General features: G+C 49.3%; 18 protein-coding genes. 11 read left to right on the top strand and 7 right to left on the bottom strand.

The window, feature by feature from the left end:
- Positions 1-19: 19 nt before the first annotated feature.
- On the bottom strand, positions 20-490 hold the full coding sequence (locus GWC95_RS01895) for a hypothetical protein (RefSeq protein WP_202630187.1): 471 nt from the start codon (positions 488-490) through the stop codon (positions 20-22).
- 202 nt (positions 491-692) lie between these two features.
- Here GWC95_RS01895 and GWC95_RS01890 point away from each other — a divergent pair, with 202 nt between their 5' ends.
- Together GWC95_RS01890 and GWC95_RS01885 are read left to right on the top strand one after the other, a co-directional pair.
- Positions 693-1,073: a BlaI/MecI/CopY family transcriptional regulator gene (locus GWC95_RS01890; RefSeq protein ID WP_161816975.1), complete on the top strand. Its 381-nt coding sequence runs from the start codon at positions 693-695 to the stop codon at positions 1,071-1,073.
- Positions 1,074-1,116: 43 nt separating this feature from the next.
- On the top strand, positions 1,117-2,634 hold the full coding sequence (locus tag GWC95_RS01885; RefSeq protein ID WP_161816974.1) for a M56 family metallopeptidase: 1,518 nt from the start codon (positions 1,117-1,119) through the stop codon (positions 2,632-2,634).
- Positions 2,635-2,746: 112 nt separating this feature from the next.
- On the opposite strand, the gene GWC95_RS01880 is transcribed toward GWC95_RS01885, so the two are convergent.
- A complete protein-coding gene (locus GWC95_RS01880; protein ID WP_161816973.1) occupies positions 2,747-4,009 on the bottom strand; it encodes a DUF1501 domain-containing protein in 1,263 nt (420 codons plus the stop codon).
- Positions 4,010-4,079: 70 nt separating this feature from the next.
- Complete coding sequence (locus GWC95_RS01875; RefSeq protein WP_161816972.1) at positions 4,080-6,083, bottom strand: DUF1800 domain-containing protein; 2,004 nt, start codon at positions 6,081-6,083, stop codon at positions 4,080-4,082.
- Between the two features lie 85 nt (positions 6,084-6,168).
- Between GWC95_RS01875 and GWC95_RS01870 the strand changes: the two genes are divergently transcribed.
- Positions 6,169-6,333, top strand: coding sequence for a hypothetical protein (locus GWC95_RS01870; protein WP_161816971.1), 165 nt, complete (start codon positions 6,169-6,171; stop codon positions 6,331-6,333).
- On the opposite strand, the gene GWC95_RS01865 is transcribed toward GWC95_RS01870, so the two are convergent.
- The gene (locus GWC95_RS01865) at positions 6,297-8,354 is read right to left on the bottom strand and encodes an OPT family oligopeptide transporter (RefSeq protein ID WP_161816970.1); all 2,058 of its coding nucleotides are present in this window, start codon (positions 8,352-8,354) and stop codon (positions 6,297-6,299) included. The genes GWC95_RS01870 and GWC95_RS01865 overlap by 37 nt on opposite strands.
- A gap of 291 nt (positions 8,355-8,645) precedes the next feature.
- Between GWC95_RS01865 and GWC95_RS01860 the strand changes: the two genes are divergently transcribed.
- The 8 genes from GWC95_RS01860 to GWC95_RS01825 all read left to right on the top strand — a co-directional run bounded on the left by GWC95_RS01860 (position 8,646) and on the right by GWC95_RS01825 (position 18,492).
- Positions 8,646-10,103 (top strand): POT-type proton-dependent oligopeptide transporter, encoded by a 1,458-nt coding sequence (locus tag GWC95_RS01860; RefSeq protein WP_161816969.1) that lies wholly within the window; start codon positions 8,646-8,648, stop codon positions 10,101-10,103.
- 84 nt (positions 10,104-10,187) lie between these two features.
- Positions 10,188-11,468: a phosphoribosylamine--glycine ligase gene (gene purD / locus GWC95_RS01855; RefSeq protein WP_161816968.1), complete on the top strand. Its 1,281-nt coding sequence runs from the start codon at positions 10,188-10,190 to the stop codon at positions 11,466-11,468.
- A gap of 169 nt (positions 11,469-11,637) precedes the next feature.
- Positions 11,638-12,663, top strand: a complete 1,026-nt coding sequence (locus GWC95_RS01850) for a rod shape-determining protein (protein WP_161816967.1) — start codon at positions 11,638-11,640, stop codon at positions 12,661-12,663.
- Between the two features lie 84 nt (positions 12,664-12,747).
- On the top strand, positions 12,748-13,599 hold the full coding sequence (mreC, locus tag GWC95_RS01845) for a rod shape-determining protein MreC (protein WP_161816966.1): 852 nt from the start codon (positions 12,748-12,750) through the stop codon (positions 13,597-13,599).
- Positions 13,596-14,135, top strand: a complete 540-nt coding sequence (locus GWC95_RS01840) for a rod shape-determining protein MreD (RefSeq protein ID WP_161816965.1) — start codon at positions 13,596-13,598, stop codon at positions 14,133-14,135. The genes mreC and GWC95_RS01840 overlap by 4 nt, the downstream gene beginning before the upstream one ends.
- A 133-nt stretch (positions 14,136-14,268) precedes the next feature.
- Entirely contained in the window at positions 14,269-16,389 is a 2,121-nt protein-coding gene (gene mrdA / locus GWC95_RS01835; protein WP_161816964.1) for a penicillin-binding protein 2, read from the top strand.
- Positions 16,386-17,723: a rod shape-determining protein RodA gene (rodA, locus tag GWC95_RS01830; RefSeq protein ID WP_161816963.1), complete on the top strand. Its 1,338-nt coding sequence runs from the start codon at positions 16,386-16,388 to the stop codon at positions 17,721-17,723. The genes mrdA and rodA overlap by 4 nt, the downstream gene beginning before the upstream one ends.
- Before the next feature lie 25 nt (positions 17,724-17,748).
- Positions 17,749-18,492: an MBL fold metallo-hydrolase gene (locus tag GWC95_RS01825; RefSeq protein ID WP_161816962.1), complete on the top strand. Its 744-nt coding sequence runs from the start codon at positions 17,749-17,751 to the stop codon at positions 18,490-18,492.
- A 19-nt stretch (positions 18,493-18,511) separates the two neighbouring features.
- Here the strand turns inward: GWC95_RS01825 and GWC95_RS01820 are convergent, their stop codons facing one another.
- Genes GWC95_RS01820 through GWC95_RS01810 form a run of 3 tightly spaced genes read right to left on the bottom strand, consistent with a single transcriptional unit; the run spans position 18,512 to position 20,265 of the window.
- Positions 18,512-18,943, bottom strand: a complete 432-nt coding sequence (locus tag GWC95_RS01820) for a hypothetical protein (RefSeq protein WP_161816961.1) — start codon at positions 18,941-18,943, stop codon at positions 18,512-18,514.
- A 6-nt stretch (positions 18,944-18,949) separates the two neighbouring features.
- On the bottom strand, positions 18,950-19,681 hold the full coding sequence (locus GWC95_RS01815) for a hypothetical protein (protein WP_161816960.1): 732 nt from the start codon (positions 19,679-19,681) through the stop codon (positions 18,950-18,952).
- A 38-nt stretch (positions 19,682-19,719) separates the two neighbouring features.
- Positions 19,720-20,265 carry an RNA polymerase sigma factor gene (locus GWC95_RS01810; RefSeq protein ID WP_161816959.1) on the bottom strand — a complete coding sequence of 182 codons (546 nt, stop codon included), beginning with the start codon at positions 20,263-20,265 and terminating at the stop codon, positions 19,720-19,722.
- Positions 20,266-20,291: the final 26 nt, after the last annotated feature.

Genomic DNA, 20,291 nt, shown 5'->3' with positions numbered 1-20,291 from the left:
GTATATTCGTCACTTCATTTTAGTGATGGCCCTTTCCCTTACCCTTGCTCTTAGGGTTGTTGCCGTGCCAGCCATTGTCGTGGTGCTTGTATTTATCATCACGGCTGTCCCTGATCACGATCTGGCGCTCACCTTTCCAGCCTTTGTACTTTCCATAATTGCTGCGGTAATAATCGGCGCGCAAATAAGGGCGCGGTTCGTTTACCACAACCTTGTAACCAGTGTACAGGTCGTAATTGCCGTAACGTGGTGGCAATGCCCGCGCACGGATCCACCGGTTGTTATCATAGTAAACAAACTGCCTTTGCGGAACAGAATAGTAAGCATCTATATCCGGGAGGTAATAATAATCAACATGGTCATATCCTACCGGCCCCCAGGCGGGCTGGTTGCCGATGTTGACGTTGAGTCCGACGCTCACCTGCGCCTTTGTATCAACTGTGGTGAACAATGCGCCAAGTAAAAACAGGGAGGTAAATAACTTTTTCATAAAAAAATGGTTTGATCCACCTGTCATTATTCAAATAGAGTGCCACAAGCGTTTTGCTGGTTTTAAACCCGGTTACAGATTGCGTAACCGCGTTTCAATTCCTACAACATTTAACAATCCCATAAAAAAAAACAGTAAAAAACATTTGCATTTTATAAAAAACTATTCTACACTTGTAGAACAATATTGCAAATTGTAGAACATGACCAGACTATCAAAATCAGAAGAACAGTTAATGGAGCATCTCTGGCGCCTTGAAAAGGCGTTCCTGAAAGACCTGATCGATGCCTATCCCGAGCCGCAACCCGCGCCTACAACGGTGGCCACGTTGTTAAAGCGTATAACCGACAAAGGATTCATCGGGTATAAGGTTTTCGGAAATTCGAGAGAGTACCATCCCCTTGTAAAGAAATCAGATTATTTCTCGAAGGAAGTAAATGGTATGATACGCAACAATTTCAACGATTCGGTTTTACAGTTCGCGTCGTTCTTTACGAAGGCGGGTAACCTTACTACAGATGAATTGAAAGAATTGCGTAAGATCATCGATAAGGAGATCCAGAAAAAAACAAAGAACAAGTAAAAGGAACAGGGAACCCGTTTGTAAATCTCAAAAAGAACAACAGATGATCTATCTTCTCAAATCCACTGCCTGCCTTGGCATCCTGTTGCTGGTGTATCTTCTTTTCCTGGAGAAAGAAAAAATGCACCGGTTCAACCGCTTGTACCTGCTGGGCAGCATCGTGTTTTCTTTTGTTGTGCCGTTGATCAGTTTCAGCGTCACAGCGGAGACATTGCCATTGCTGCAGGCCGATTATTTTGTTATTGGCGAAGAACCTTTATCTGCAGTAATAACGCAGGCCTCGCCATCGCCTGTTGCGGCGCCTGTAGTAACCGGCAACATCGTTCCTTTTACAATGATTGTTTACGCATTGGTTACCCTTGTATTGCTCACCAGGTTTGTAAGAAATCTTTACCGCGTACTTTCAGGCGCCTGGCGAAACAAAACGGTTCCGTACCGCGGTGCAAAACTGGTTTTGATGAACGAAAGAACAGCGAGTTATTCTTTCCTTCATTATGTTTTTATCAACGGGGAAGCGTATGCAAACAACGGGATAGAAGAGGAGATCATTACGCACGAACTTACACACGTAAGGCAGAAACATTCGTGGGACGTGATCTTTATCGAACTGCTGCAGGCCGTTCTCTGGTTCAATCCACTTCTTATCTTCTATAAAAAAGCCATCCAGCTCAACCACGAGTACCTCGCAGATGAAGCGGTGATCAGAACGTACGCTGATGTGCCGGCTTATCAACTCCTGTTGCTGGACAAAACATGCAGTGAAAGCGCCTCGCTCTTCACCAGCAATTTCAATTATTCCATCACCAAAAAAAGATTGATCATGATGACTAAAAATTATAACAGGGTAACAGCGCTGTTGAAAAAAATAACGCTGGTTCCCGTCTTCGCTATTACATTGATCGTTTTCAGCGCAAAAGAAATGCTGGCGCAACAAACCAAACCAAACAAAGTACAGGATCAAAAAAAGGTGGCAGAAGAAATTGCCCCGGCGATCGTACCCAATCCGCCCTATCCGCCCGGATCGGGTGCGAGCCAGGAAGAATTGAATGAATACAATGCCATCATCGATAAAAACATAACCGTTACAAAGCACGGCCATAAGACCCTGCCCCAGGTAAGCCCTGGAGAGCGTGCACGTATGGTTATCATCTACAAACACATGAACAACGCACAACGCGGGCTGGCAAGGGCAGTGTTCTGGAAAAAACCAACGCCAAATCCGCCAAAACATCCAACCGCTGAACAGTTTGAGGACTTTAAAAATGCGGACCTGTATGGTGTATGGATCGGTTCTAAAAAGATCAGCAACGAAGAATTGAACAACTACAAAGCCGAAGACTTTGGCCGGGCCGATGTGAGCAGGCTCCATTACACAGAAGAAATGAAAAAGAACATCATGAAAAAGTTCAACCTCACGAAAATGTATAAATACCAGGTGGACCTTTACAAAACAGAAGATGCCGAGCATGACTACAAACAGCAACTCGCTTCACCGCCCGAATACCTGATGTTCAGGGTAAGCATCGAGGGGGATAGGCATGTGTTGAGGGTAGTCAAATAAGCAGGAATTATGTACCGTTAACCAAAAACCCGGTGACTATGAAAAAAGGTGGATCAACCAGGATCCACCTTTTTATTTATGTCGATTATATTTTCGATCAACGAATCACTTCTTATCCCTTCATCACGCCCAACGACTGCCCGTCCCATGAAGGGAACAGTACCTTGTTGTTGTTGATCTTCAAATGCCCGTTTGCAACCGCGCTGAATACGGAGCGGAAGTCTGTACTTACCGGGAGGTCCCTTCCATCTTCCAGGTCCTCTTTGGCAAGCGTTTTAATGTTGTTGTACACTTTTCCGCCCTGCACATCGTTGCCCAGTACAAAGAGGCAGCTTGCACGGCCGTGGTCGGTTCCGCCGGTTCCGTTCTGGTGGGCGGTGCGGCCAAATTCGGTCATGGTCATTACGGTTACATCATCCTGGTAGGCAGACATGTCTTTCCAGAATGCGTCGATGCTGTCGCTGAAATCTTTCAGGTTGCGTGCCAGCGCGCCGTTTGCGGTGCCCTGGTTGAAATGGGTGTCCCATCCGCCGCTTTCGGCAAAGGCCACTTCCATGCCGATATCCATTTTTATCAGTGTTGCGATCTGTTTCAACGAATTTCCCAACGCCGAATTCGGGTACACGATACCTGCGGCAGGTTGGTAATTTTTCAGGTTGTTCACATTGAGCATCTTCATTGCATCAAAACTTTCTTTGCCTGTTTTGTTGAGCAGTTGATTGGATGTCTGATCGTATAAAGACTCAAATGATTTTGATGCAAGGTTCGATGCCAGCGGATTGCCCCGCATCTGCACCGCAAATTCCTGTAGGTTGTTGATGGCAAGTGTTTCATTGTCGCCATAAAAACTTCTTGGCAGGGAACTTGTCAGGCTCACTGCGCGGAAAGGCGTTGCGGGTTCGTGCCCGAGCAAACCCACGGCCCTGTTGAGCCATCCGCTCTGCGTGCTTTTGCTGAAAGGTGTTCCGCTTTCCATGTAATCCTGCGCATCAAAGTGGCTGCGCGTGGTATTAGGGCTTCCCACACCATGCACGATCGCCATCCGTCCCTCCTTAAAATAAGGATCGAACGCAGCAAGCGATGGATGCAGGCCAAACCTGCCATCGAGGTCAAACATCTTGCCTTCGGTTTCTGCGGGGCTCATGTAGAGCGTAGGGCGCAGTGTTTTCAGATTGGCATCGGCGTAAGGGCTCACGGCCATGAGCCCGTCCATCGCACCGCGTTGAAAAATACATACGAGTACTTTGTTCTTTTTATAGGGCGGGATGATCTTCCTGCTGTTTGCGGCGCGCGCAATAAACGTGGGAACGCCTCCCACACCCGCTGCAAAAAGTGCGAGGGCGCCGGATTTCATGAATGCTCTGCGGTTTATCATAAGGTCTTTTTTTAAGGTTGGGAGGATAGGCGTTTTGAATTACTGGCAGGATGCACTATTCACTACAAGATCATTTCCGCTGGAACTCTGGTGAACCAATAATTATTCCTGCCACCTGCGAAACCGTGCTTGTATTTCCTGCAACATACAATGTTGTTACCGGTAAATTCTTTTTGCTCAGTGCTGCGCGCTGGTTGGCTTTCCTGTTCCTGCGGTTGTCTTGCGAGGCTGCGGTCATCATCATATCATCCTGCGTATTGGCCGTTGCTGCTGCGTTTGGATCTGTTGTTTTATTTGCGGCTTCCGTTATCTTTTTTTCGAGGTTCGAATCACGCACCATGGCTGTGAGCCTCCTGATGTTATCGTCCTGGTTCCTTTCGGGCAGCAATATTTTACTATAGATCATCAAGGCTGCCTCCGCGCTTTCGGGCTCGTGGTTGTCGTTGAGCGCTGCGAGATTCAGTTTTACCCCTGGAATCTTTTCCGTGGCGAATGCCAAACCGAAATTCATGCGGTTGAGCAGCGAACCGGTGTTGATCCAGTACGTGGCCCTGTCGGGAAAACCTGTGGGCGCCTGGTAATAGTAAAAACGTTGGCCCATTCTTGTGCACCAGTTGTAGATCTGGAACGGCTGCTGCACATCTGCGTTGGTGGCGCGGATGGCGCTGATGGCGAACTCAAAAGGCGATTTTACTTTTTCGCGCAACGCCTTCGTATCCCAGAATTCACGGCTGTTCACCATGGCAATGAGAACGGTTTTGATGTTTGCATTGCTCTTGAGATAAGCTTCCGACATTTTGCTGATGAGCGCCGCCGATGGCGTATCGTTTACAAAACGCGTTGCCAGTTTGGTACATATAAATTTTGCGGTGGAAGGATGCATCGACAGCATCTGCAAAACCTGCCGGCCCTCTTCATAACCACCATTTGCGGGAAATGTTTTTCCTAAAATGGTCTTCTCGTTTTCGTCGTGCTTGTCTGCGCGGAACAGGAAATCGCCTTCTACCACAAACCCTTTACGGGCGAGGAAATCGGGCCCCGCGGCTTTCAGCAATCTTGTGCCCGGTCCGTCTTTATACATCGGCATGATGCTCCATCCTGTCAATGCACGTGCAACGGTGGTTACGTCTTTTTGTGTGTAGCCGCCATCAACGCCCAATGTATGCAGCTCCATGATCTCGCGCGCATAGTTTTCGTTGAGCCCCTGTCCTCTTTTTGCATTCGTCATCTGCTGTTCCAGCTTGCCCATCATCGACGAGTCGTTTTTGGCGAGCGCCTGTGTGCGTTGTTTCTCCAGCCGGGCGAGGTTGTTCTTTTGCTGGTTGCGCGCCATGTCGTTGTCCATGCTAACGCTCGAAGCATTGTCGAGATACTCCAGCATCGCGGGGTGTTTGGCCGTTGCTTCCAGTATCGTTTCAAAATTGCCCAATACATTAGGGCGTATGGCATCGCGCTCATAGGTCAATACATATTGCTGGCACTGGCCCTTGGTGAGCGAAACATTAAAATGGTTGAACCAGAAATCGGTAAGCACTTCCTGCAGCTGGTTCTGGCCGTACGCTGCGCGGATTATTTTTTGGTTGACGATCTGTCTTTGCAGCTCCTGTGGAAGTTTATACCCCTGCTCATCCATGATCTTCCTGAGTTGCTGGCGGTATTCGGGTTTATCGAGGTTGCGGATCGAATCTTTATCAAGTAAATTGTTTCTTGCGGCGATGCGGATCACCTGCCCTGCGTTGAGGTATGTGTTCACGATCGTTTCATTGGTCATGGGCAAAGCCTCGTAGTTGCTGTCGGGCAAACGCCGTTTCACTTCATCATCGGGTAGGTTGCCATCGAGTTGCTGCTGTAGCCATTTGTCGAGGCCCATCTCTGCCACTTCCTTTACCTGCCCCGGTTTCGCGCCAAAAGTAAAGCGGCTGAGCAGGTGTGCCGCGGCCTGCTCACTGGTAAGGCCCATTTTTTTATACGGCATGCTGATCTTTGGGTCGCCTGCGTTTACCTGTACAAAGGCAAACAGCACCGCCAGCAATACAGAGCCGGCCAACAGTTTTGTGAAACGGGTGAATGTCATATGATAGAGGCTTTGTGGTTGGATAGATCCCGTTGGCAAAAGTTTAACAGGCAACCGGATTTCTTTAAAAATATATTCTTCAATAATGGTGCCTTTTTTAGCCCGGAGTGGCAAGCACCCTAAGACCGAAGACCCGATACCCATCAACCGCGCAACGCCGGGCATCAAAAAGGCCGCATTTGCATGCGGCCCTTTCAATATGGAAGCGATCCGTTATTCTGTTGCAGATTTTTTAATGGCCACCTTGTAAAGGATCAACCCCATCAGCGCGAAGAACAAAGTGCCGAGCACATAATAGCCGCCTTCTGATAAGCTGCCGGTAAGGTTGTCTTCCATGCCAACGGCTTTGAGGAACCGTTCACCGGAATCGGACCCTGCGAGGAAGGCGATCACCACGCCGGCCACTGCGCCGCCCGCCACAAGACCGGTTGCGAAGAGGTTTCCTTTACCAAGCTCTTCTTCCTCGGCATTCAGTTTTATGTTGTCTTTCTTTTGCTTTGCCTCAACAATGCCACGGATGGCGCCGCCGATAAAGATCGGGAGGGTGGTTGCCAGCGGAAGGTAAACGCCAATGGCAAAGCTCAAGGCCTTGATGCCGCAGAGTTCCATTACAACGGCGAGAAAAATCCCGACCACAACATATTGCCAGTCGAGGTTTTGCGACAGGATGCCTTTGATCAATGTTGCCATCAGCGTAGCCTGCGGCGCCGGGTATTTATCGGAACCGATTGCATGCTGTATGCCCTGCTGCGCCATTTCGGTTGTTGGCCTGTCGAGAAATTTTACGGTGAGGCCGATCACGATCGATGAAACGATCGCGCCTACAAACAATGCGATCTGCTGGTTGCGTGGCGTTGCACCCACGATGTATCCGCTCTTCAGATCCTGCGAAGTGGCGCCGGCATTTGCGGCGGCAATGCAGATCATTCCACCCACTACCAGTACCAGGGGTTCAAACGCTTTGCCCGTCCAGCCAACGCTCAGGAAGATCAGGCTCGTACCCATTACCGTGGCGATGGTCATACCGCTGATTGGGTTGTTGGAAGAACCGATCAATCCAACGATCCTTGAAGAAACCGTTACGAACAAGGCCCCGAATAAAATGACCAGCACGCCTATCAATAATTTTTGTACGATGCTGTCGCCCGGAACCTGCGGCAATACAGCGATCAATGCGATCAGCGCGAGGCTTCCTATCCCTACGATTTTCAGGTTGAGGTCTTTATCGGTACGCAATACCGCAGCAGCGCCCGGTTCTTTGTTTGCTTTCAGCGAAGCGATGCTTCCCTTGATCGATTTAACGATGGTTGGGATGGTCTTCAGCAATGTGATGATCCCGCCTGCCGTTACTGCTCCTGCACCAATCTGCCTGATGTATGCGTAATAAATGGCCGCAGAGTAATCGTTGAAGGTATGCGTTACAGGATCCCATCCACCTTTGCCACCGGCTTTGGTAAGATCTGCGAGATAGCCGAGTTTATTGAGCTGCATGGCGATCATGTCTGAGGGAACCAATGTGGAAAGCAACGGTATCATCACCAGCCAGCTCAATACGCCACCTGCCACCAGCACGCCTGCTATTTTGGGGCCGATGATGTAGCCCACACCCATGTATTCGGGTGTGATCTCACCGCTTACCCTTGCGGAAGGGAAAAACTTATTCGCCTGTTTGGTAGCAAAATGAGGCACTTCTGCAATTACATGCAGGATCTTTTGAAAGATGGCGTATACAAACGCAACACCCAGTCCCCAGAAAGCGGTCTTTGCAAAATCCCCTCCTTTTTCTCCTGCCTTCAGCACATCGCCGCAGGCTGTTCCCTCGGGATAAGGAAGGTTATCGTGTTCGTTAACGATAAGCGCCTTGCGCAGCGGCACCATGAGCAATGTTCCCAGCAATCCGCCAACAATGGCAAGGATCAGGATGGTGAGGTAATTGAAATAAGAGGCGCTGTCGGGCGATGACAAAAACAAAAAACCCGGCAGGGTAAATGCCACACCGGCCGCAATGCTTTCTCCTGCAGAACCGGTGGTCTGGATGATGTTGTTCTCAAGAATGGTGGTCTTCAAAAATTTTCTTCCCAGCGTGATCGCGATAACGGCGATGGGGATGGAAGCAGAAACGGTCAATCCTGCTTTCAACGCAAGGTACACCGTGGCGGCGCCAAAAATGACACCAAACAGGCTACCCACGAGGATCGATTTAACCGTGAGCTCTTTCATATTCGTTTCAGGGGAAACGAATGGCTTAAACGTTTTTTTGTCTTGAGACATAGGGGCGTTTTAATCGTTAGCGTTCTTGGGTGCCGGTTACACGTTAGATCAGGTTAAACAATTTAAAGCGATGAGCCGGTTGCAGGGAAAACAAGGTGCAGGGAAGGAATCTACGGCGGCGTTCTTACAATCTAAACTACCGATTGCTTTGATCTTACCACCTCCTTATTCTCATTTCACCTGCTTACCCTTTTTACTTACTTCACCAACTTAACCATTTTTAACCACTTTACCCTTGCGTAACTATTTTACCCGGCCTACCCTTATCTTTAAAAATCCAAAATACAACTTATGCCCCAAATAGAGAACGATCGCAAAAAAAGCGGCATGCCGAAGTCGATCCCTTACATCATCGCGAATGAGATTGCGGAGCGTTTCAGTTTTTACGGGTTGCGGTCGATCATGGTAACGTACATGGCCGTAGCGTTCTTTAACCCGCACAACATCGCCTCGTTAACCACAGAGGCCGATGCAAAGGCGAACGAGATGTCGCACCTGTTTGTTACCCTCGCCTATTTCATGCCGCTGGTGGGTGCGATCATGGCAGACTGGTTTTTTGGAAAATACAGGGTGATCCTGTTTGTGTCTATTGTGTATACGATCGGCCATTTTATCTTATCGGTTGCAGGGCCAAGCTATCCTGTGTTTGCGCTGGGCTTGATCGTGATCGCCTGCTGCGCCGGTGGTATCAAATCGAATGTGTCTGCAAACCTTGGCGACCAGTTCAACAAGTCGAATGAAAACCTTCTTTCCAAAGCATACGGATGGTTTTACATGGCCATCAATACCGGCGGAACGCTTGCGCCGATATTCATTCCCGTTTTAAAGGACCGTTACGGTCCTGAGGTTGCCTTTGGCGTTCCGGGTATATTAATGGCTTTGGCAACGATCATCTTTTTCATCGGTAGGAAAAAATACAAGAAAGTGCCGCCTGCCGGGGTAAAGAAAGAGAATTTTGTAACCATCACTTTTTATGCGCTGGTAAAACTGTTCAGCCGCAAGGCGGGACAGAAAGTATGGGATGCCGTTGGAGAAAAATATTCACCCAAATCGATCGACGCGGTCCAGGCCGTATACCGCATCCTCGCCATATTTGCGTTTACGGTTGTGTTCTGGGCTTTGTGGGACCAGAACCTTTCTGAATGGGTATTGCAGGCAACGCGCCTCGACCTTACGCTATGGGGCGATTTCCAGATCCTGCCCGAGCAGGTAAATGCGATCAATCCCTTCCTGGTAGTGGCGCTGATTCCAGTGTTCAGCTACCTGGTGTTTCCTTTTCTCGAGAAACGAGGTCTTACCGTATCGCCACTTAGAAAGATCGGCGCGGGATTGCTGATCATCGGACTTGCATTTGTGGTGATCGCGCTGCTGCAGGAGAAAGTAGACATCGGCCAGAAACCATCCGTGTGGTGGCAGATACTTGCTTATGTTTTACTGGCCGCATCAGAAGTACTGGTTTCCGTAACCTGCCTTGAGTATGCTTATACCCACGCGCCAAAATCAATGAAAAGCACCATGAGCGCAATGTACCTGCTGGGTATTTCTGCGGGCAACCTTGTGGTGGGACTGATCAACGGAAACATCGTAAACAAAGGCTTTTTCAGCCAGTTCACCGGCGCCAAATATTATTGGATGTTCCTGGTGATCCTTGCGGTAACCTTCGTGCTGTTCCTCATCATTTCAAAAAGACTGCCTGAAAAAAGTTACGTGGGCGTTGACGAAGAAGAGGCACTGGCGAAAAGCGTGTAGCAGTCTTTCATTATTTCTTGTTTAAGGCCGGAAATAAGAACCGGCTTGTGGCTTGCATAACCGCTAACAGCTTATTTTCGCGCCATGAATATCCTCCTCCTCGGCTCAGGCGGCCGCGAACATGCATTGGCCTGGAAAATGGCGAAAAGCCACCATTGCGATAAACTGTTCATCGCACCCGGAAATGCAGGAACAGCGCAGTTTGGCAGCAATGTAAACATCCAGGTAACCGATTTTGCGGCGATCAAAGGCCTTTGTCTCGAAGAAAAAATAAACATGCTCGTTGTGGGCCCCGAAGAACCGCTTGTAAAAGGCGTGTACGATTTTTTTCAGCAGGATGAACAGCTGCGGCACATTACCGTGGTGGCGCCTTCTGCCGAAGCTGCACAGCTCGAAGGCAGCAAGGCGTTCAGTAAAAAATTCATGCAGCGTCACAATATACCCACCGCCGGTTATGCAGAGTTTACCAGCGAAAATTTTGAAGATGGCAACCGGTATATTTCACAACACAGGTTACCTGTGGTGTTGAAGGCAGACGGCCTTGCAGCGGGCAAAGGCGTGGTGATCGCCGCCTCGCACGAAGAGGCGCTGCAGGTGTTCGAAGAAATGATCATCAACAAACAATTTGGCGATGCCAGCAGCAAAGTGGTGATCGAAGAATTTCTGCAGGGCATCGAGGTAAGTGTGTTTGTGTTGACCGATGGAGAAGTGTACCAGGTGATCGGCCATGCAAAAGATTACAAGCGTATTGGCGAAGGAGATACCGGGTTAAATACCGGTGGCATGGGTTGCGTGAGCCCCGTTCCTTTTATGGACCAGGCGTTCATGCAGAAGGTAGAAGAGCGGATCATCAAACCAACCATCAACGGCCTGGCAAAAGAAAAATTAAACTACCATGGTTTTGTTTTTTTCGGGTTGATGAATGTGAACGGCGAACCTTTTGTAATAGAATACAATTGCCGTATGGGCGACCCGGAAACGGAAGTGGTGATGCCACTTCTGCAGACAGATATCGTGGGGCTTTTCGCGGCAATGGACAATGGTACACTTGCCGACGCCAACATAGAATTCTATCCGCAGAGCTGTGCAACAGTAATGGCGGTGAGTGGCGGTTACCCGGGCGAATACAAAAAAGGACTTGCAATCAGCGGTCTCGAAAATGCGCAGGCAGAAGACTCGGTAATTTTTCACGCGGGCACCAAACAAAATGGGGAAACAGTTGTAACAAATGGTGGCAGAGTTATTGCAGTAACATCGTACGGAAATAATATTTCAGAAGCTGTTGCAAAATCAAAAAAAGTATTGGAAAAAATCTCATTCGAAGGAATGAATTACAGGAAAGACATCGGCTACGAATTCAGTTAAAAACCGGGGTTGGGAGCCAGGAATCAACAGGCTCTTTCACCTCAGAAATTCCCGCGCCAAATTCCTGGCTCCTAACTTCTAACTATTTTCAGTATTTTGGCTTTGTTATTTCCACTATTTCAGTCACCTTTGCAGTCATTGCTTAACACATTCGAACTTTTTATATACAATGGGATTGTTTAACTTTTTTACACAAGAGATTGCCATGGACCTGGGTACGGCCAATACCCTGATCATTCACAACGATGAGGTAGTGGTAAATGAACCCTCGATTATTGCGTTGAACCGCAACAATATGAAAGAGGTGCTGGCCGTGGGAAAGAAAGCGTTGATGATGCACGAGAAGACGCACGAGAGCATCCGGACGGTGCGCCCGCTGAAAGACGGTGTGATCGCAGACTTTAACGCTGCGGAGTTGATGATCCGGGAGCTGATCAAGATGATCTATCCCAAAAAACCACTTTTCCCGCCAAGCTGGAGAATGGTGATCTGTATCCCATCATCGATCACAGAAGTAGAAAAACGTGCCGTACGCGACAGTGCCGAACAGGCCGGCGCGAAAGAGGTTTATATGATCCACGAACCAATGGCCGCCGCACTGGGTATCGGCATTGATGTGGAAGAACCTGTTGGCAACATGATCATAGACATCGGCGGTGGAACCACCGGTATTACGGTGATCGCGCTCGCGGGTATTGTGTGCGACCAGAGTATCCGTATTGCGGGAGATGAATTTACCGCAGACATCATGGAGGCCCTTCGCCGTTACCATAGCCTGCTCATTGGTGAGCGCACCGCAGAACAGATCAAAATCAATGTAGGCGCTGCCATGAAAGACCTGGATAATCCGCCGGACGACCTGCCCGTAAATGGCCGCGACCTTGTTACCGGTATACCCAAACAGATCATGGTAAGCTACCAGGAGATCGCCGAGGCGCTCGACAAGAGCATTTTCAAGATCGAAGAAGCTATTCTCAAGGCGCTTGAAACCACACCACCTGAACTTGCGGCAGATATCTACCGCAGGGGACTGTACCTCACCGGCGGTGGGGCCTTGTTGCGCGGTCTCGACAAAAGGCTCAGCGCCAAGATCAAACTTCCTGTACATGTAGCCGACGACCCGTTAAAGAGCGTTGTGCGCGGTACAGGGTTGGCTTTGAAAAATTATCAGCGTTTTCCTTTTATAATGCGATAAACCAGCCGTGAGCTGTGAGTGATACGCTGCGACTTTAATCGATCAAAGCGCAAAACTCATGGCTCGGAGCCCACAGTTGTTCCCTTGAAAAACATATTCCTCTTCATACGCCGCTACCTCGCTTTTCTCAGCTTTTTGCTGCTGCAGGTGATCTCTATCGTTATGCTGAGCAGTTCGAGTAAAACGCACGAAACCTTTTTTGCCTCGGCCGCAAACGAGGTTACGGGGGGGATCAATAAAAAATACAGCGGTTTCAGTGATTATTTCAGGTTGAAAGAGACCAACCGCCAGCTTGCAGAAGAAAACGCAAGGCTGCGCAATATGCTTTCCACCAATTACATTACACCCGATGTTTCGAAGACGCAGGTGGTAGATACACTGGTGCGCGATACATTGGGCCGGGTGCGCAAGTTTACCTGGTTGCCGGCAAAGGTGGTGTCTAACACCTACACCCTGCAGGCCAACTACATCATGGCCGAGCGTGGCAGCAGCCAGGGTGTTGCCAAGGGAATGGCCGTTGCGGGCCCCAGTGGCAGCGTTGTGGGCGTGGTGGTTGAAACCAGCGCCAACTACTGCAAGATCATGAGCCTGCTGCACCGCAACAGTAAAGTGAGCGCCATGCTCAAAAAAGACGAAAGCGCCGGAAGTGTTGAATGGGATGGCGTGGAGCCGGGGTTTCTCATCCTGAGAAATGTAACCAAAGGCTCCAAGGTGGCAAAGGGCGATACGGTGCTCACCAGCAACTACTCGGCCAACTTCCCGCCTAAAATGATGATCGGTACGGTAGATCAGATCAATTCAGAATCGTCCAGCAATTTCTACACGCTGAAAATAAAGACCGCAACCAATTTCTTCAACATACAGTACGTGAACATTATTGAGAATGCAAGGTATACCGAGCAGGTTCAATTAGAAAACAGCGGTACCAAACCATGAGCACCCTCCTGAAAAATATCATCCGTTTTGTGCTGTTCATCGTGGTGCAGGTGTACATCCTGTTGCAGATCCCGCCGCTGCACCATTTCATCGTTCCGTATATCTATTTCCTCTTTATACTCTGGCTGCCGTTCAACATCAACCGTTTCTCGCTGCTGATCATCAGTTTTCTTTTTGGATTAACGCTCGACTATTTTATCGGCCCCGCCGCAAAACCCGGCCTGCATGCGGCTCCCTGCGTGTTGATCGCTTACCTGAGGCCCTACCTTTTGAGCCTGCTCATCCCCAAAGACACAGCAGAACAGAGCTATGTGGAACCCAGCCGCAAAAGCATGGGATGGGCGCCGTATTTTCTCTACGTGGGCATCCTCAGCTTCGCGCACCATTTTTACCTTGTATTGATAGAATGGCTGCAGTTTGGGAATTTTGTTTATTTCCTGGGAAAAGTGGCCGGCACCACGGCCATCAGCCTGCTCATGATCTTCCTGGTAGAACTGCTTTTCCCGCGTTCGGGAAGGTACAGGGCGCATGGGTAAAAACGCTGAAGCCGGCGGCCCTTCGATCTTTAAGAAATATTTTTTCTGCAACTGATACAACCATCCATTCTTTCCATCAACTTTGTAACCATTACTTCACGCAGTTATTTCATCGCTTTTTTAGTCAACAGGTATGCCGGTATTCAATCAGAGCAGGGGTCGCATTGTGCAGATCATATTCGCCGTGGTGTTTTTAGTGATCATCGGGCAATTGGTTAACCTCCAGATCTTCTCGCAGAAATACAAACTCGCCGCTGAGAACAATGCCATTTTACGCAAGGTCATTTACCCCGACCGCGGTATCATCTTCGACCGCAAACGCAGGGCCATACTAGAGAATTCGAATATCTACGACCTGATGGTCATTCCTTCCGAAACTAGGGGAATGGATACGATGGCCTTTTGCAAGCTCCTGAATATGGACACCGCCGATTACAAAAAAAAGATCCGCGACCTTATTTTCAGGAACGGCTACGTGAAGACAAGCATCTTTCAACCCCTTCTTACCGATGAAATGTTTGCAAGGCTGAATGAGAACATTTACAAATTTCCCGGCTTCTCGCTTACGCTGCGTTCCATCAGAACCTACCCTTACGGAGTTGCAGGGCATGTGTTGGGATACATCCGTGAAGTAGACAGCTCCTATCTCCGTCGCCACAAAGACGAGGGCTACCAGATAGGCGATTACGCAGGAAGAACCGGCCTCGAAGCCTATTACGAAAAAGTATTGATGGGCCAGCGCGGTGTTACCAACTACATCCGCGACAACAAAAGCCGCATACAGGGCTCTTACGAGAACGGCGCATACGACACCGCCGCAGTTGCAGGGAAAAACATGCACCTGAGCCTGGATGTTGAACTGCAGAAACTCGGTGAAAAACTCATGAGCAACAAAGTGGGAAGCATTGTTGCGATTGACCCCAAAACCGGCGGCATCCTTTGCATGATCAGTGCGCCCACCTACAACCCGAACTTTTTAACCGGCAGTGAGCAGGGCAAACATTTTGCCGAAATGTTTGGCGATCCGCGTGAACCGTTTAACAACAGGGGCATCGGCACTTATTATTCGCCGGGCTCCACGTTCAAAACCGTTGTAGGCATCATCGGCCTCACAGAAGGCGTTATCGACGAACATACTACTGTTTCGTGCCCCGGGTATTTCACCGGCTGCGGTAATGGCAAACCCAAATGCCTCGACAAAGGCGTGTTCCGTTTTACAGACGCCGTTGCGCACAGCGATAACAGCTATTTCTCGACCGTATACAAAAGATTTCTCGAACAACGCAAGTTCCCTGGAACAGACAGTGCCTTGAGCGCTTTTAACGTGTATGCAAACTCCTTTGGCCTGGGAAAGAAATTGGGCGTTGACCTTCCCGCCGAACAGGCTGGATTGATGCCGGTTGCACAGAACTACCGCAAAGAGTTTGGGCCAAGGTTATATCCATGTAACCTTATTTCCAATGCCATCGGCCAGGGAAAAGTATTGACCACGCTTACACAGCTCGCCAATGTTATGGCCATTATTGCCAACCGCGGCTGGTACTATACACCGCACCTGGTAGACTCGATCGAAGGCGGCGACGAATTTCATATGCTGGATAAGTTCAGGGAAAAGCATTACACAGACAGAAGGGTACCCGATTCGATCTACACTGCCGTGCAGGATGGAATGGAGGCCGTGGTGAATTACGGTACGGCCGTACGCTCCAAAATATCCGACATCGTGATCTGCGGAAAAACAGGTACGGTAGAAAACTATGCAAGGATAAACGGGAAGGATGTTAAGCAACCCGACCACTCGTTCTTCGGCGCATTTGCGCCGCGCGACAACCCGAAAATAGCCATTGCGGTGATTGTGCAGAACTCAGACCAGGGTGCGCGTGTTGCGGCGCCGATCGCGAGCCTGATGATCGAGAAATACCTGAAAGATTCCATCCGCGGCGCGGAGAGAAAAGCGATGGAGCTGGATTACACCAACCGCGTTTACATACCACCGGTAATGCAGGCAAAGATCCTGGCAAAACAGGCAAGGGAAGACTCGATCAGGCGCATCAAAGAAAACAGGCAATTGCTGGAGCAGAAATTAAGTGAGAAGGAAGCTGCCGATTCTGCGATCGACGAAAGCGTTGATCCCGACCTGCCCGCCAAACCCGCCACTCCACCCGTGAAAAAAGTACCGGCGCGTAAAACAGACCGCGTTACCGCATGGATCTTGCCGGATGAGAAAAAATACAAAAGGAACACAGCCAGATGAGCAACCGCAACAATATATCGAACGGAGTAGACTGGACCATTGTCTGGCTGTATGCAATACTGGTATCGATCGGGATCCTCTGCATTTTTATGGTGGAGTACCGCGCAGACAGCGGCTGGCTGGGCACCTTCCTCGGGGGAAAAACAACGTACAGCAAACAGCTCATTTTCGCAGGTGTGTGCGCCATATTTGCCACCTTTATTTTATTGACCGACAGCAAGCTCTTCACCGCATTTGCAAACCTCTTGTATGCATTCGGCATCATGCTGATGCTCGCCACCTTTGTATTGGGCAAAAATGTGAACGGGTCAAAAAGCTGGATACCGCTCGGCGGCGGATTTAACCTGCAGCCGGCCGAGTTGTGTAAAATATTTACGGCCCTCGCATTGGCAAAATACCTGTCGCGCCCCGAAACCGATTTCAGCAAACTTAAATCGCAACTCATCGCAGGCGCACTGGCCATTATGCCCGCGGCGCTTTCCATTGCACAGCACGAATTAGGGCTTGCGTTGGTATACTCTTCGTTTTTGATCTGTATGTACCGCGAAGGACTGCCTTCGCAGATATTGATCGTTGGTTCATCGTTTGCCATCCTGGTAATTGCAACGCTGGTGGTTGATCCGAATATACTTGCCATCTCATTAACACTGATCGCAGCATTCATACTTTTTGTACTGCGCTACCAGTTGCGGAAAAGCAAGCGCCTGCTGATATTGATCGTTGGTATCTGGTTTCTCTGCGTGGGCACGCAACGTTTTGTGGTTCCTTATATTTTCAACAATGTTTTTGAGTGCTACCAGAGTACCCGTATCTACAGCATGGTAGGTAAAGAGTACGATTGCAGTAAAAACAAAAAAGCAGAAAGAAAAGCAGGGGAAAAAGCGGCTCGCAAACCGGATGATTACAACGTGCGCCAAAGTAAGATCGCCATCGGATCAGGCGGAGTAGAAGGAAAAGGATTTATGAAAGGCACACAAACACGCGGTAAGTATGTGCCGGCACAAAGCACCGATTTTATTTTTACTTCACTTGGTGAAGCATTTGGTTTTATCGGTTGTTTCGTTTTTCTCGGTATTTATCTTTTCCTGCTGCTGCGCATCGTAAAAATTGCGGAGCGGCAACGAAGTACTTTCAGCCGTGTGTACGCATACAGCGTGGCAAGCATCCTTTTCTTTCACATTGCCGTGAACGTTAGCATGACGATCGGGTTGTTCCCCATCGTGGGCATCCCGTTGCCGCTGATCAGTTATGGCGGATCATCGTTGCTTACCTTTACCATATTGATATTTATTTTATTGAGGCTGGATGCCGACAGGCAGATGGTGCTCAGGTAACCACGGACCGATCAAAAAAACCCGAATGAAAATAATCCCGCTTTCAGAAGGCGCTTTTACCATCGACAAAACAAAGGTCTTCGTTCCTTTCGATCCCGAAACAGAAGAACTCAACAGCCGCCCCGCAGGAAGCTTACTGGTAGAGATACAACCCTTCGCCATTGTAACCGACCATGATGTGATCCTCCTGGATACGGGCCTTGGGTACAACGATGCGGATGGAAAGTTCCAGCTCCATGCCAACCTTGAAAAAGCCGGCATCCAGCCCTCGCAGGTAACAAAAGTTTTTATGAGCCACCTGCACAAGGACCATGCGGGCGGCATCACTATAAAAAGCCAGCAGCATTCCGATCGTTTCATCAGTTTTCCATACGCCACATGGTATGTTCAGCAAAGGGAATTTGATTATGCCATGGGTGTTGGCACCGCATCGTACATTACAGAAGACTTTGAAATGCTCCGCGACTTCAGCAAAGTGGTTTGGCTGAACGACGACAAAGGAACCATCGACGGTTACATCCATTATGAAATGACCGGCGCACACAGCAAGTTTCACCAGGTTTTTTGGATAGAGCAGGACGGGAAAAAAGTATTCTTCGGTGGCGATGTAGCGCCGCAATTGCAACAGATGAAAAGCCGCTTCGTGGCCAAATACGATTTCGACGGGAAGAAATGCATGGAGCTGCGCCAGCAGTGGTGGGACCAGGGGCAGAAAGAAGGATGGACGTTTTTATTTTACCACGATATCAAATCCCCGGTTTACCCGTAAGGTTACGGGCCAGCGAAACCTATTGTTTCTCGGGGCCCAGGATCCTGCCCCTTGAGGTACGCATTTTAGCGCGTTTCAATAATTCCTTGCGCACCTCGTTCGAAAAATCGCGTTCTACGGTAAGGACTTTGTTTACACGATCGTCGGAGAGCAGTATTTTTTTAAATTCACCTTTGTATCTTTTACGCACGTTGAGCATATTTTCTTCCAGTGCGATCACATCTTCTTTCTGACCGTTTTTTGCCTTTTTCAGTTCCGCCACATAGCTGTAGTAAACGGGCCAGAATTTCTGTGCCTCCTCGTTTGTGAGTGCGAGCTGCCGGGTTACGAACGCAACTTTCAATCCTGCGATCCGCGGCGGGTCGAGGGTTGGCTGGCTGCCATCCGGTTGCGCCTCCGCCGTTACAAGAACGGTGAGCATCAACAGTACCAGGTAACATGTTTTTTTCATACGCTTTTATTCCTTTTCTGAAACAGCTGGCTCAAATGGTTCGGCGTTATTGCTCAGGTATTGGTTCAATTCATCATCGCTCAACTGCGCGATGTTTGTTTTTACATAGGCCAGGTCCGATTCTGTGGCAAATGAGGTTGCCGCCGGCGCCGCCACAAAATGTTCAGGGTTATCGAGGTATTTTTCGAGATCCCCCTCGCTTACTGCATTCATTTCCGAAGTTACAATATTTCCGTCATCACGTTTTGGCCCGCTGCCGGTAAACACAAACGCACTCATCACCAAAACCCCCGCCATTACCGCTGCCGCTGCGTATTGCATCCATTTACGGGCGATGCGGAGCGTGATCACTTTCCCTTCTTTTTTCCCGGCCATCGCGGTTGCAAAACCTGCCGACTCAAAATACCCTGCAGGAACCTTGTACACCTCGTTGCGGCTGATCGTGTTCAGCAGCGGGGCCACTTCTTCCAGCTCTTCACGCACCTCGTTCACAACTTCACGGGTTTTGATCTTTCCGAGCACATCCGCCGCCAATCCCTCAAAATATCCGGCCGGAACCCTGAAAGGCTGTGTCCGGGCCGAATCCAAAAAGGCACCGGTTGTAACAACAGACAGCACCTGCCCGGGCAGCGCATCAAAATAGCCTGCGGGCACCCGGTACGGGTTTATGAACCGGGATGCGGCGATGTTTACGCCGATTTCCGCGAGTTCCTGTTCTATTTGGCTCCTGTTTTCCATTGTTTACACGGGTTTAGACCATCCCAAAGCCCGGAGGTTTAATAATTTTTAATGAATTCCTCGATCTTTTTGGCCGCATGGTGGTAGCTCGCCTTGAGCGCACCCTCACTGGTATCGAGGATACGGCTCATTTCGTGGTAAGGCATCTCATCGTAATAACGGAGATTGAATACCACCCGCTGCTTTTCCGGCAGTTGCTGGATGGCCACCTGCAGGCGCCATTCCAGTTTATTGGCATCGAAATCGGCTTCTGACCTTACCTTGTTGCCCAGGCCGCCGTCGTCGTCTTCCAGGCTCACCGTGCTGCGCTTTTTCTGTTGTTCGAGAAAGGTCAGCCCCTCATTGGTTGCGATCCTGTATAACCAGGTATACAGCTGGCTGTCTTCCCTGAAGTTCTCAAGACCCTTCCACACTTTGATAAAAACATTCTGCAGCACATCATTTGCATCGTCGTGGTCCACCACCAGGCGGCGCACGTGCCAATACAATTTTTCCTGGTACTTTTTGACGATCGCGGTAAACGCTTTCTCCTTTGTACCGGCTTGCTGAAACTGGAACAATAATTCCTTATCGTCTGGATGCATGCAGGTTTTTTTATAAATATACCAAA

The organism is Sediminibacterium roseum (assembly GCF_009939005.1).
Taxonomy (GTDB): Bacteria; Bacteroidota; Bacteroidia; order Chitinophagales; family Chitinophagaceae; genus Sediminibacterium; species Sediminibacterium roseum.
This window is presented reverse-complemented; position numbering and strand designations above follow the sequence as displayed.

Bases quoted from the DNA above. Each gene is read 5' to 3' on its own strand.
- GWC95_RS01895 (WP_202630187.1), bottom strand. From the start codon at position 490: ATGAAAAAGTTATTTACCTCCCTGTTTTTACTTGGCGCATTGTTCACC.
- GWC95_RS01890 (WP_161816975.1), top strand. From the start codon at position 693: ATGACCAGACTATCAAAATCAGAAGAACAGTTAATGGAGCATCTCTGG.
- GWC95_RS01885 (WP_161816974.1), top strand. From the start codon at position 1,117: ATGATCTATCTTCTCAAATCCACTGCCTGCCTTGGCATCCTGTTGCTG.
- GWC95_RS01880 (WP_161816973.1), bottom strand. From the start codon at position 4,009: ATGATAAACCGCAGAGCATTCATGAAATCCGGCGCCCTCGCACTTTTT.
- GWC95_RS01875 (WP_161816972.1), bottom strand. From the start codon at position 6,083: ATGACATTCACCCGTTTCACAAAACTGTTGGCCGGCTCTGTATTGCTG.
- GWC95_RS01870 (WP_161816971.1), top strand. From the start codon at position 6,169: ATGGTGCCTTTTTTAGCCCGGAGTGGCAAGCACCCTAAGACCGAAGAC.
- GWC95_RS01865 (WP_161816970.1), bottom strand. From the start codon at position 8,354: ATGTCTCAAGACAAAAAAACGTTTAAGCCATTCGTTTCCCCTGAAACG.
- GWC95_RS01860 (WP_161816969.1), top strand. From the start codon at position 8,646: ATGCCCCAAATAGAGAACGATCGCAAAAAAAGCGGCATGCCGAAGTCG.
- purD (WP_161816968.1), top strand. From the start codon at position 10,188: ATGAATATCCTCCTCCTCGGCTCAGGCGGCCGCGAACATGCATTGGCC.
- GWC95_RS01850 (WP_161816967.1), top strand. From the start codon at position 11,638: ATGGGATTGTTTAACTTTTTTACACAAGAGATTGCCATGGACCTGGGT.
- GWC95_RS01840 (WP_161816965.1), top strand. From the start codon at position 13,596: ATGAGCACCCTCCTGAAAAATATCATCCGTTTTGTGCTGTTCATCGTG.
- mrdA (WP_161816964.1), top strand. From the start codon at position 14,269: ATGCCGGTATTCAATCAGAGCAGGGGTCGCATTGTGCAGATCATATTC.
- rodA (WP_161816963.1), top strand. From the start codon at position 16,386: ATGAGCAACCGCAACAATATATCGAACGGAGTAGACTGGACCATTGTC.
- GWC95_RS01825 (WP_161816962.1), top strand. From the start codon at position 17,749: ATGAAAATAATCCCGCTTTCAGAAGGCGCTTTTACCATCGACAAAACA.
- GWC95_RS01820 (WP_161816961.1), bottom strand. From the start codon at position 18,943: ATGAAAAAAACATGTTACCTGGTACTGTTGATGCTCACCGTTCTTGTA.
- GWC95_RS01815 (WP_161816960.1), bottom strand. From the start codon at position 19,681: ATGGAAAACAGGAGCCAAATAGAACAGGAACTCGCGGAAATCGGCGTA.
- GWC95_RS01810 (WP_161816959.1), bottom strand. From the start codon at position 20,265: ATGCATCCAGACGATAAGGAATTATTGTTCCAGTTTCAGCAAGCCGGT.